Below are 12,527 nucleotides of genomic sequence, written 5' to 3' on the forward strand. Positions count from 1 at the left end.
CCTCATCATTTCTTCTCCATAAAAGGTGCGGAATAGTTCCGGTCCAGCAGGTTCCGGAACGTGTGTGTCTGCAGGATGCCCCTCCGATTGATCCAGAAGTAGCTCGGGTAGCTGCCGTAGGGAAACAGCATCTCCAGGTATCCGTCCTCGATGACCGAGACCAGACCTCCCAGTCCCAGCGACGTATAACGCTCACTGCGGGCAAAACGGTCTATCTTTCCGTAGTCTTCCCGCGTCCTGCGGCTGTTGACCATGACCACCGCCAGCCTGTCGGGATAGGCCGACTTGAAATGGTTGATCTCCCTCTGGTGCAGCAGGCAGGGCATGCAGCCCGACATCCAGAAGTCCAGCACGAGTATCTTGCCCCGGTGCTCCTGCAGCGTACGGCGTACCGTATCGCCGTTGATGTAGAACAGGTGTTCGTGTGTCCAGAATTCCTCGGGGACTTTCTGGCCGACCATAAGGGCTTGGGGCGGGGTCTGCCCTTCGGCAGTCCCGACCTCTTGTCGGGACTGCGCCCGGACATCAAACAAAACAAACAACAAGAAAACAAAAAATATCAGGACGATGAGGGACATAGGCGTCCCATCCTTGTTAAAATTTATCATTTTTTCATGGTTTTGATTAACCTTTTCAACGGAATGAAAGAGCTCGTTTCACTCGGTTTATAGGTTTAATGCATGTATGACCTCCGATCCCGGCAACGCTTTAGGTAGGCTACCAACCCTCCTGTCAAGCCCGATGCCGGGACTTTGGTCTAATCAAATTAATTGTCGAATTGGTCGTCGGAATACTGAAAATACGTGTTATACTAAGGTTAAAATATGGTCGTGAAGCATTTACCGACAGGGACGCATGCCGAGCTACTCGGGAGCGCTGATGAGATTTTTAAAAAGTTGTTTTTTGTGGTTCATAATCTCTGTAAATATTTCAAGAAAATCATGTCTAATCATTAGACATAAATATGTCACATATGTTTATTTAGCAAACTGATATGATACACAAACATACATAAAAAAATATAATAACAAACAAAATTGTATATTTTTTATACTTTTTCGTTATTATTTTATTATTCAATTCTACCGTCCTTTATATTATTATGTCAAAACGGAACATTGATAGAGGAAAGTTGCTTCAAGAAAAGGTATCCAAATCTGGGATATCTGTAAAGGTAATAACAAATAGAGCCGGATACCAAAGACCTACTTATTACACACATATTGACAAAGTCGATCTTAGTTTCGATATTTTAGAAAAATACGGAAAAGCTTTGAATTATGATTTCAGTATAGATATTCCAGATATGAAAGAATATTTCAAAAATAGAAATCCAAATATTTCTAATGATATAAGTAGTGTTGAATATTGGAAAAACAAATATTACGAGCTTTTAGAGAAGTACAACACCCTTTTAGAGGGTAAAAAGTAAGGTTTTCCATAACAGGATGCCCCGCAAAAGTGAATCAATCTAATAATGTCAGAAACCAATCCCCTTGTTGTTATCCAAAACTGTTTAGAACTCTTTGGCACCTCAGGTATAGACCATTCAATCAATTGTTGTAAAACATTGATGACAACATCCACCCCGTGTCCATCATTACACTCCTTTTACATCAACTAGAACTTTCTGTATTAGACAAGAAATTTCTGGAATAAGGGAAACTTGTTGCAAAGTGATTTATATCATGAAGGGGTTAGGGATCACAGCCAAAATGGCTCTTGACGGCTATCAACAATATATAGCAGGGTGAGTTTATCGTTGCTCACTGCATAAAAAAGTGAACTTAGCTTTTTGACTTGGGCGACTCGAACATTTTCATCAAAAGAACTTGGCTTGTACATATTCGGAAAGGCTGAGATTAACAGGATGGTCTTGTCTGTCTCCTTAATAAAATCGTCCGTTACTTTATCTCCCCAATTGTTTCGTATGAACCCAATTAAAACCTTGAATGTATATTCAAAGGTATCGGTATATTGAACTTTCAACCCCACAATATTACCGATCTAAAATAGCGTTCAGTCCTTTGTAATCTTTTACACGTCCTAAATTCAAATCTTCTTGCGCCTTACGTACACCTGCTATAACATGGGGAGGGAATGTACTCCGCTCATTAACCTCGTCGTACTTCACCCCTAAGGCATCCAAAACAGCTTTTATTGCCTGCTCGGACCTCTCATTGTCTAAATGTATTGTCAACGTCGTCATCCTTATACAATCTATTAAATACTAAGATACGATTTTCCAATAATAATTACAAAACTACAGAACATCTCACTTCCTGGTTTATAGGGTTATATTCATGTTGTATAGCGACTTAGCTAAGTTATATGGTGTCGAATCGTGGTGGCCACCACTTTAAAATATATTTTGCCTAACTTCGCAGCTTGGTATTCATTTAATCATTCGCAGTGTCCTTAGATAAATTAAAGCTCAGTAAACGTCTTCATGCGTCCATGAAAGAATTGGGTTATTTTACGGCAAAAGAAATCCAGTTAAAATCACTTTCCCGGATAATCGGCGGGCATAATATTATTGGCATTGCACCTGAAGGAGCTGGAAAAACCACGACTTATGTTCTCGGTGTACTGATGCGGCTTAAATATACGCTGGATGAGGCTCCCAAAGTCCTGGTTTTGGCACCTAATGAAGAGAAAATTGCCGAAATAGTGGACCGATTTCTGACCATTAGCAAGAATAAGGACCTCCATATTATGGGGCTGAAAGCCAGCGGAAGTATGGAAGAAGAGATCGAAGGTCTGGTGCGTGGGGTAGATATCGTCGTGGCAACGCCCAACCGTGCTCGTGCTGTGTACCTCAAATTGGGCCTTAATTTAAATCGTATTCAGATGTTCATCATCGATGACGCGGAAGAGATCGTGAAGCAGGGCGTGCAAACTACAGTTCGGGAGCTGGCACAAAGCTGTGGGAAGGTTCAATATTTGGCGTTTAGCACAGTCGAACATGAAAAGTTGCATATCATGATCGAGGATTTTATGCCTTTCGCTACGGTTGTTGAGGTGGAAGAGTTCGCTGAGCAAAGGGCTGAAACACACGAGCTCATGCTGTATCAGGTTCCGAATTTTACGACGAAAATCAATTTGCTAAACGCGTTGATGCGTGATGAAGAGGTATTTGAGAAGGTGGTTGTATTTGTGAATAGTCGGCTTACGGCACAGAAGCTTGGCCAAAGCCTACACACTAAAAAAGGCGAAGTAGCGGTATTACATCCATTATTCCATGATGACGAATGGGGTATTGATGATATCGACGATTTCAAGCAGATTCCCGAATGTCGTATACTCATCGTCGCGAATGAAGGCACCACGAATGATATTGACTTAAGTGGAATTCCATTTATTTTTCATTTCGAAATCCCGGAAAATAGGACTGATTTTTTACAACGTATCGTAAAAACTTCAGCGGAAGAGGTTATTGCAATCACATTTGCGACGGATATTGAACTTCCCGAATTCAAAAAAATAGAACATTCGTTGGGGCAGAAAGTTCACGTCATACCTCTTCCGGATGATCTTATCATCTATCGTCCCTCCAATACTCCGAAAGAAAAAAACGAAGTGGACGAATCCCAAGGTGGGGCTTTTCATAAAAAGAAACCAAGCAATAGCAAAACCTACAACATTGGCGCTGGGACGAAAGCTAAAATGACGATGAAGAATAAGAAACGATAGACTATATATTATTCCGTAAGTATCCCTGAAAGTTATCCTGAAACTGTAATCCGCTATCGAGCCTGTACTTGCTCAACTTATTGTACAGGGTTAATCCCCACAACACGAACTCACTGAGGAAATATATGTCTTCTTTTTTGGTGTCTGGCTGGTATTTCGCTATCAAGTGCCGGACGGGATTTACTTGTTCCAATACCTGTTGATAATCTGTATCCCCCAAGTCGTCCGACAGTTGGATACCGTCCGAACTCAAGAACCACTGCACAATTTCGTCGTAGGGATATTGTTCATTTTCCTTCTCCAGTTTTTCTATCTTGGGAAACAAGGTTGGAAATAGGGTCTTTATCGCATCTTCTATAAGCTGCATAGCTACAGCGGCGGCCCCTTCCTGCTCACCTTCATATAGCAACTCAACTTTTCCCGTGATCGCCGGAATGATTCCCATAAAATCACCTAATCGCACCGCAGTGGCCGAACCTCCATTTTTTAGCATGCGTAGTTCGGCAGTGCTTAGTAAATTCTGAAATGCCGTAATCCCCATTCTTGCGCTGACGCCGCTTTTTACATCGATGTATTCGCTATCCCGGGCTTCGAAACTGATCTGTTCCAATATATCGCGCGCCAGTTCGGGTACATAAATCTGCTCCTTTTGTACGACTTCCAGGTCAGCTTCCTGTTCGGTGATTATTTTGGCCACTGCGACGGAAGTAGGATAATGTGTGAGAATTTGCGAGCCTATACGGTCCTTCAACGGTGTCACGATACTTCCTCTGTTTGTATAATCTTCGGGATTGGCCGTAAAGACAAACTGGAGATCCAAAGGCAATCGGAGTTTAAATCCACGGATCTGTATGTCACCCTCCTGCAGAATATTGAAAAGAGCAACTTGGATTCTAGCCTGTAAGTCGGGCAGTTCGTTGATCACAAATATAGAGCGGTTGGCACGCGGGATCATTCCGAAATGGATGACGCGGTCATCCGCGTAACTCAATCTTAAGTTCGCTGCTTTTATAGGGTCTACATCACCGATAAGATCCGCCACGGTCACATCGGGTGTCGCCAATTTCTCGGCAAACCGTTCGTTTCTATGCAGCCAGCTGATCGGTGTGCTATCGCCTTTTTCTTTTATAAGCTCCAAGGCATAACGGGAAATAGGTTGATAGGGGTCGTCATTGATTTCTGACCCCTCGACTATAGGAATATATTCATCCAACAGATTGACCATCAGCCGCGCTAATCGGGTCTTTGCCTGGCCACGAAGCCCCAACAGATTGATGTTATGTTTGGAAAGAATGGCCCTTTCGAGTTCGGGAATAACGGTATCTTCATAGCCGTGTACACCTTCAAAAGCGGTTTCGCCACGCTGTATTTTATGAATCAGATTCTGACGCAGTTCTTCCTTTATACTTTTCGGACTATAACCTGCTCCTTTTAACTCTCCAAATGTTTTGATCGTCGTGTAATCCATGTATTGTTATTTGTTAAACCTGTGGTTTATCGAATTCTCTTTTTTCGGTTGTTCTCGTAATCTGCAAAAATCATTTCACTTAAGTTACCCAATCCGGTGTAGTAAGCTTTGCCCCTATTGGAAGCAGTGAACTCATCGACAAACTCCTGAAGATAGGGATCTGACGTGATCATAAATGTGGTGATCGGTATACCTAACTTTCGAGCTTGTGCCGCCATACTGTAGCATTTAGCGGTAATGAGCGGATCTAAACCCATGGGGTTCTTGTAATATGTGCCGTCCGGCATATTCAAGCAGCTTGGCTTACCATCCGTAATCATAAATATCTGCTTATTTGCGTGGCGTTTTCGCCGTAGGATATCCAGACCTAACTGCAGGCCCGCAACAGTATTTGTATGAAATGGCCCCACCTGCAGGTAAGGTAAATCGCTGATTGAAATTGTCCACGCATCGTTTCCAAAGACGATAATGTCTAAGGAATCTTTTGGATACCGTGTGAGTATCAGTTCAGACAATGCCATCGCCACTTTCTTCGCCGGCGTAATACGGTCTTCGCCATACAAGATCATACTATGGCTGATATCAATCATCAGCACCGTACTCATCTGCGACTTAAATTGCGTGTCCTCTACGACCAGGTCATGCTCCGACAGGCTGAAATCACCTATTCCATGGTTGACCTGTGCATTTTTTAAACTTTCGGTGACGGAAATCTTGTCGAGGCTATCACCGTATTGATAGCTTCTAAAATCTCCGGTGTTCTCGTCACTCTGGCCGCTATACTTGGTTTTATGATTGCCGGATGTGCCTTTGCGCATCTTTCCGAAGATTTGATCCAACGCATTTTGCCGCAGCGCTTTTTCCATCTTCGAACTAAGACCTACTCCTCCATTTCCGTTAAAATCGATACGTTCGACAATGTAGCCCTTGTTTTTCAAATCTGCTATAAAATCGTCAACCGTATATGTTGGAGTGGTCAATCTAAACTCTTTGTCCAATTGTCGTAGCCAATCGATAGCTTCATCAAAATCCCCTGACGTATAAGTAATAAGCTCCTTGAATATCTCAAACAATTTTTCAAAAGGTGTCTGAAAAGGTTCCTCGTACTGTTTAAAGACAAATCCTTTATTCCTATCCGTCTTGTTCATACGCTAAAATTACGATATAATAATTGTTATTTTCAGTCCTAAATATCACAACAATATCATGATTGTGTATTTAAATGGAAAACGGAAGGATTACTTGGTCAACGCTTCCAGTTGTTGATTGAAATCAAACTGTAAGTCCTCGTGTAGCGCGTTAATGGTTTTACGAACCATGGCCAGCTGTCTATCCAACAAGTTCTGTAGCGTTTTATCGCGACGGATCGACGGTGACAGTGTATGAAGTTGCAGGCAAAAAGCGAGCAGGAGCTCCACCTCGGTTTCCTTTTTTTGTGAATAGCGGATATACTTCTTTACCTCTTTTAATATTTTCCGAATGCTTTTTCGCATCCAATAGTAATTCTTGTTATTGATTGTTTCAAACTGGATGATCATCTCTCGTTTGACGCCTTCTATATAAGCATTTTCGTCATCCGCCTCGAACAGTAAATAGGTGAGCAACTCCTTATTTTCTTTTTTGAATTTTGCGAGGCGCAGACAGAAAGCGATCAGTTCATCGGTGGAGTATTGGCCGAGTTCTTTCTTAAGTTGTGAGACGGTAGAACTTTTCATAATAGCGCGTTCTTTTTACCAAATTTCTAATATCTTATACGTTCGCGTCTGAAATGAGAAAGCTTCTCCTATACACTTGCCGATGAGCAATTTGCCGACAGGTGCTGAGGGGGACAACACGAATACATCCTCCCCTTCTACCGCCAATTTTCCTACACCAATGGACAGATAAAATAAGCCGCCGTCCGTTTGTACCAAGCTTCCGAGGCCAACTGTTTTCTGCGGGTCGGGACTGAGCTTCTGTAGTATCTGCTCCATCTGCTGTGCCTGTGTTAACAATTGCTGATGTCGCTCAATTTCCTGTTTCATCATTTCCCGACCTGTCTCATACTTATCTCCGGCACTACTCTTTGTGTCTTCTTCACCTGCAGCCTGCGCAGACGCGATTGCCAGCAAAGCGGTTTGCATTCGCTCACGCACATATTGGACACAGGCATCGTGTATTTTCTCTTTGGATAATTTAAATGACATAGGAGGTAAAGATACAAAAAGCAGGAAGACTTCATCTCCCTGCTTTTTTCAATCTCCACTAAAGAGGTCTTTTTACAGCGCGAAAGCTCTGTCTCCTTTTTTATATGGATAGTCACCATCGTATTTACCGGGAATCTTCACGTAGCGTAATGCCTTGGTCATGCCTACTTCGGAAGTAAAGAAGCCGGTGAGCGTGAGCTGCTTCATCATGGTGAAGAAATGATTAGGCTTTTCATCTTTCACGGCCGCCAGCTTATTATCCAATTCGAAATCGGTCATCTCTGCGCCCTCTTTTTCTTTTATCTCCTCCTTGATGCTTTTGAGCTCTTTGTTACGTTCTTTTTGGAATTCTTTGGCTTCTTTATCCTGTGTGTTCACAAATTGAAGCTTCTCCTCAGCGGAAAGCTCGACAAAGTTTTTACCGAAATCCTTTTGTGCACGTTCGTCCACACCATTCAGACCCTCGACAAATGCTTTCTGATCTGCCGGAGAATAGCAATCCCGGATCATCACGGGAATAAAAGAACCGACGTCAGCATCCTTAGCGCCCGGTGTACTTGTTTTAGGTAGGATCGCTTCTGCTATTTCATTCAAAAAATCAATATTGCTTTTTTCAAATAAAGATTCTACATTTTTTGAAGCCGGCCGTGTACAGCCTTCTAAAAATAGATTTGCTCCAATTACCGAGCCTCCCAATATAAAGGCAACCCGTTGTATAGCTTCTCTTCTGTTCATTGTACTTACTTTAAAATTTATAATCTATTTCCCAACCCGGACGGTATGTCCGCTTCACAAATTGGTTGACCTCCTCAAAGTTGGTCACACGCATATTGTTATTATCCCACAACAATTTTAAACTTCTGCCGGGATATTTATTGTCGATACGTAAATCGGCTCCCCTAATAGCTAAATTAGCCATCAATAAGGCTTCTGTCAGGGGTCCTGATATTTCGAAAGGAGCCGACATTTCCATCTTACCATATCCTGCAAGACATCCTTCAACCCACTGTGCCCAGTGCCCCGACGCACCTCCCGGAACGCGCGCATATTTTTCCTTGACGTCCTTATAACGTTTGGACGTAGGCAACAATCTGGGATTAGCGGCATAGGTGTCGGCTAAAATTTTGCCCTTTTTACCGATAAGCAGAATACCGTTTCCTCCGTTTCCGAATTTTTCGTCGGGCTCCAGTTCATCCGGACGAGGGGGCTGAATACCACCGTCCATCCAATGGATCTTGACATCGCCTTTGGTCTTCGCTGTTTTGGGAAAAGTCAGCGTAACCGAGCTTGATGGCGGGCATGATTCTGGAAAATAACCGCGCTTGAATTCATCCACATAGACCGTTCCGACACTTGCCTGCACATCTTTAACATATTGCAGACCATAGATACTAAAAGGCGCTTCTAAATTGTGGCATCCCATATCGCCCAAAGCTCCCGTACCGTAAGGCCACCACCCACGCCAGTTAAAAGGAACGAGCTTATCGATATAATCCGTATATGGGGCGGTGCCTAACCATTTGTCCCAGTCCAACGTTGACGGTACAGTTGCTTTTTTCGCCGGCCAGGCAATCCCTTGCGGCCATACCGGCCTATCGGTCCAGGCATACACCTCAAGCAAGTCGCCTATCAGACCCGCATCTACCCATTCCCGCATTTGTCTTACTCCGTCGCCGGATGCACCCTGATTCCCCATCTGGGTGACGACTTTATATTTTTTGGCAGCATGTGTAAGCGCCCGCGCTTCCCAGACATCATGGGCGAGTGGTTTCTGAACATATACATGTTTACCTAACTCCATGGCAGCCAATGCCTGTATGGCATGATTGTGATCGGGGGTCGAAACCGATACAGCATCAATATGTTTATGCTCTTTGTCCAGCATTTCCCTAAAGTCAGTGTAAAACTTGGCTTTAGGAAATTTCTCGACACTGTCTTTTGCCCTTGCGCGGTCGACATCACACAGGTATGCGATATGGGCTTTACCACTTTTATGGAAATTGTTTACATCGGATTTACCCATTCCTCCCACACCGATCGAAGCAACCTGCAACATATCACTAGGTGCACGGTATCCTGCGCCACCTAAAACATGTCGCGGAACTATACTAACACCGGCCGCTAATACGGCTGTCTTTTTTATAAAATCTCTTCTATTTTCTTTACTGTTTTCTTCCATGATACGTGGATATTATAAATTACCTTTCTTGAGCTCATCTACAGCAAAATCTACTGCTCGTGCCGTAAGCGCCATATAGGTCAATGAAGGGTTGACGCAGGATGCAGAAGTCATACATGCACCGTCTGTGACGAACACGTTCAAAGCGTCCCATACCTGGTTATGCTTATTCAACACGGAATTCTTCGGATCGGTACCCATACGGGCAGTTCCCATCTCATGAATTCCCTGTCCAAAACCATAACCTCTGTCATACGTTTTAACATCCTTAACACCGATACTCTCCAGCATTTCCTTCATCTCATTCATCATATCCGGTCGCATGGCCCACTCATTTTCTTTAATTTCCATATCCATCGCCAAAACGGGTAATCCCCACTTATCTTTTTTGTCTTTGTCGAGGAATATACGATTCTCATGGTATGGAAGGGTCTCACCGAATGCGCCGAAGCTGATCCGCCAATCGCCTGGTTCCAACATGGCATCTTTCCAGTCTCCACCTACGCTCATCTCTTCGACGGATCCCGACCAACGTCCACGGCTCGCGCCACCTTGATAACCAAATCCACGAACGTAATCACGCTTTTTATCGTCTCCCGGAATATTCACAAACCGAGGTACATACACACCCCCTGGGCGTCTGCCGAAAATGTATTTATCTTCATAACCTTCTACTCGACCACCGGCTCCCAATCTGAAATGGTGATCCATTGCGTTATGACCCAGTTCGCCGCTACTGCTACCCAAACCGCCTTCCCAAACATCTGTAGCTGAATTCATCAGTACCCATGTTGAATTAAAAGCGGAGGCGTTTAAGAAGATAATCTTTGCATAGTACTCATACGTTTGATTCGTTTCTGCATCCAGTACCTCGACGCCCGTTGCACGCTTCGTATCTTTATCGTAAAGAATACGGGTGACGATAGAAAAGGGACGTAATGTTAGGTTTCCGGTTTTCATCGCCGCAGGCAATGTAGCGGATTGTGTACTGAAGTAAGCTCCGAAGTTACAGCCCAACCAACATTGGTTCTGGAACTGACAATTTATACGGCCCTCATGTGGTACCGTAATGTTTGCCGTCCGTGAATTAATGATATGTCGATGGCCGCCGTACTTCTGTTTTAGACGTGCTGCATAATCTTTCTCGACAACGTTCATCGGAATGGCCGGCATAAAATCCCCATCGGGCAGAACATCTAATCCGTCACGATGGCCCTGAATTCCGGCAAACTTTTCAGCATAACTGTACCATGGTGCAATATCTTTATACCGGATCGGCCAATCAGTACCATGCCCGTCCTTCAGGTTCGCTTCAAAATCCAGATCGGAAAAGCGATAACTCTGCCTCCCCCACATTAACGAACGGCCACCCACCTGATAACCCCGATACCAGTCAAAACGTTTAACTTCGGTATAAGGGCTCTCTTTTTCATTCACCCAAAAGTCAAGATTTTTCTCGTTCAAGGGGTAGTCTCTCTTTAAAACAGGATAATCTTCTTCCATCTGTTTTGTTCTCCCCCCCCGATGCGGGTAATCCCACAGATTCTCATTCGCATGATAATCCTTGATATGCTCTACATTTCGCCCTCTTTCGAGCATAATTGTTTTCAACCCCTTTTGCGTAAGTTCCTTAGCAGCCCATCCGCCACTGATTCCTGAACCTATCACAATTGCATCATACACATTATTTTCGCTCATTTTTTAGTTTATTTAATATAATAGACAATTTTTATTTTACACTTGATACTTTTTCATCCTTAAAGAATATCATAAAGATCAACATTACTACGAGTGCAATGCCTGCTGGAACAATCCAGATATGTTGCCAGAAATCGGCCACATTGGTACTATGAATCTCCGAATATTTTTCACCAATAAACCCAGCGACCCAGAAGCCAATAAGCTGTCCGACACCATAAGTTGCTAATGTAATCAAACCTTGGGCAGCACTTTTATATTTTACGCCCGCTTTGCTATCCGTATAAATCTGTCCGGACACAAAGAAGAAGTCATAACAAATTCCGTGTAAGGCGATTCCTAAAATCAACATAAAAGACAACTCTCCTGCATCTCCGTAGGCAAACAACAGATACCGTACACACCAAGCCAACATACCGACGAGGATCGTTTTCTTAAATCCGAATCTTGTAAAGAAAACCGGCAACAACAAAAGGAAGAAAACTTCCGACATCTGTCCTATCGTCATCTTTCCCGTCGGATCTTTGAGTCCAATCTCCGTAAGGAACGGATTCGCATTTTGGTAATAAAACGCCAAAGGAATACAAATCAGTATAGAGGAAATAAAGAATATCAAAAAGTTTCTATCTTTCAATAATTTGACCGCGTCCAAACCGACAATGGAAGCAAAAGAAGGCTTTTCTTCTGCATTTAATTTGACCGGTGGTGTTTTAGGAAGTATAAAAGAAAATAGGCCCAACACCAAGGAAGCAATGGAGGTCATCAAAAACGTATTTTTCAACATACCCTCTGCTGCTCCTTCTGGAGAATCCCATTTAAACAGATAGCTGATAGAAAGTCCGGCTACGATCCATCCTATAGTACCCCATATCCGGATACTGGAAAACTGCTTTTCCGGATTGGTCATCTGCCGGAAAGACACCGAATTGACTAAAGCCAGTGTCGGCATATACAGAATCATATACACCAAAACATAGGGGTAAAATACCGAAATATCGGCTGCATTATACATCTGAAACATCAGAAACGCACCAATTAAATGCAATATCCCTAAAATCCGTTCCGCATTGAAATACCGATCGGCGATCATCCCGATGATAAATGGTGCAATGATAGCACCTAAGGACTGCGTGGAGAACACATTCGAAATCTGCAACGGTTCTGCCTGAAGGTTCTGAATGAGGTAAGTTCCTAATGTCACGAACCAAGCTCCCCAAATAAAAAATTCGAGGAACATCATAAACGATAGTTTAAATCTGATTGACGGTGTCATGTTTATTTTGTTTAAAATTTGATTAGCATT

General features: G+C 43.3%; 13 protein-coding genes. 2 read left to right on the forward strand and 11 right to left on the reverse strand.

Annotated elements, in window-relative coordinates:
* Positions 1 to 5 precede the first annotated feature (5 nt).
* Positions 6 to 608 carry a TlpA family protein disulfide reductase gene (locus G5B30_RS08380; RefSeq protein ID WP_165319521.1) on the reverse strand — a complete coding sequence of 201 codons (603 nt, stop codon included), beginning with the start codon at positions 606 to 608 and terminating at the stop codon, positions 6 to 8.
* 494 nt (positions 609 to 1,102) lie between these two features.
* Between G5B30_RS08380 and G5B30_RS08385 the strand changes: the two genes are divergently transcribed.
* On the forward strand, positions 1,103 to 1,432 hold the full coding sequence (locus G5B30_RS08385) for a hypothetical protein (protein ID WP_165319522.1): 330 nt from the start codon (positions 1,103 to 1,105) through the stop codon (positions 1,430 to 1,432).
* A gap of 272 nt (positions 1,433 to 1,704) precedes the next feature.
* Here the strand turns inward: G5B30_RS08385 and G5B30_RS08390 are convergent, their stop codons facing one another.
* The gene (locus G5B30_RS08390; RefSeq protein WP_165319523.1) at positions 1,705 to 1,995 is read right to left on the reverse strand and encodes a type II toxin-antitoxin system RelE/ParE family toxin; all 291 of its coding nucleotides are present in this window, start codon (positions 1,993 to 1,995) and stop codon (positions 1,705 to 1,707) included.
* Positions 1,996 to 1,999: 4 nt separating this feature from the next.
* Complete coding sequence (locus G5B30_RS08395) at positions 2,000 to 2,209, reverse strand: DUF2683 family protein (protein ID WP_165319524.1); 210 nt, start codon at positions 2,207 to 2,209, stop codon at positions 2,000 to 2,002.
* Between the two features lie 248 nt (positions 2,210 to 2,457).
* Here G5B30_RS08395 and G5B30_RS08400 point away from each other — a divergent pair, with 248 nt between their 5' ends.
* A complete protein-coding gene (locus G5B30_RS08400) occupies positions 2,458 to 3,693 on the forward strand; it encodes a DEAD/DEAH box helicase (protein WP_206367056.1) in 1,236 nt (411 codons plus the stop codon).
* Between the two features lies 1 nt (position 3,694).
* Here the strand turns inward: G5B30_RS08400 and G5B30_RS08405 are convergent, their stop codons facing one another.
* The 8 genes from G5B30_RS08405 to G5B30_RS08440 all read right to left on the reverse strand — a co-directional run bounded on the left by G5B30_RS08405 (position 3,695) and on the right by G5B30_RS08440 (position 12,497).
* Entirely contained in the window at positions 3,695 to 5,161 is a 1,467-nt protein-coding gene (locus G5B30_RS08405; RefSeq protein WP_165319526.1) for a magnesium chelatase, read from the reverse strand.
* A 26-nt stretch (positions 5,162 to 5,187) separates the two neighbouring features.
* On the reverse strand, positions 5,188 to 6,309 hold the full coding sequence (locus G5B30_RS08410) for a vWA domain-containing protein (RefSeq protein ID WP_165319527.1): 1,122 nt from the start codon (positions 6,307 to 6,309) through the stop codon (positions 5,188 to 5,190).
* A 90-nt stretch (positions 6,310 to 6,399) separates the two neighbouring features.
* Complete coding sequence (locus G5B30_RS08415; RefSeq protein WP_165319528.1) at positions 6,400 to 6,876, reverse strand: hypothetical protein; 477 nt, start codon at positions 6,874 to 6,876, stop codon at positions 6,400 to 6,402.
* A 15-nt stretch (positions 6,877 to 6,891) separates the two neighbouring features.
* Positions 6,892 to 7,347: a GreA/GreB family elongation factor gene (locus G5B30_RS08420; RefSeq protein WP_165319529.1), complete on the reverse strand. Its 456-nt coding sequence runs from the start codon at positions 7,345 to 7,347 to the stop codon at positions 6,892 to 6,894.
* A 72-nt stretch (positions 7,348 to 7,419) separates the two neighbouring features.
* Positions 7,420 to 8,082, reverse strand: a complete 663-nt coding sequence (locus G5B30_RS08425; protein WP_165319530.1) for a gluconate 2-dehydrogenase subunit 3 family protein — start codon at positions 8,080 to 8,082, stop codon at positions 7,420 to 7,422.
* 10 nt (positions 8,083 to 8,092) lie between these two features.
* Entirely contained in the window at positions 8,093 to 9,526 is a 1,434-nt protein-coding gene (locus G5B30_RS08430) for a Gfo/Idh/MocA family protein (protein WP_165319531.1), read from the reverse strand.
* A gap of 12 nt (positions 9,527 to 9,538) precedes the next feature.
* A complete protein-coding gene (locus G5B30_RS08435) occupies positions 9,539 to 11,224 on the reverse strand; it encodes a GMC oxidoreductase (protein ID WP_165319532.1) in 1,686 nt (561 codons plus the stop codon).
* A 31-nt stretch (positions 11,225 to 11,255) separates the two neighbouring features.
* Entirely contained in the window at positions 11,256 to 12,497 is a 1,242-nt protein-coding gene (locus G5B30_RS08440) for a nucleoside permease (protein ID WP_165319533.1), read from the reverse strand.
* Positions 12,498 to 12,527 lie beyond the last annotated feature (30 nt).

This window comes from Sphingobacterium sp. SGG-5 (genome assembly GCF_011043525.1).
Classification (GTDB): Bacteria; Bacteroidota; Bacteroidia; order Sphingobacteriales; family Sphingobacteriaceae; genus Sphingobacterium.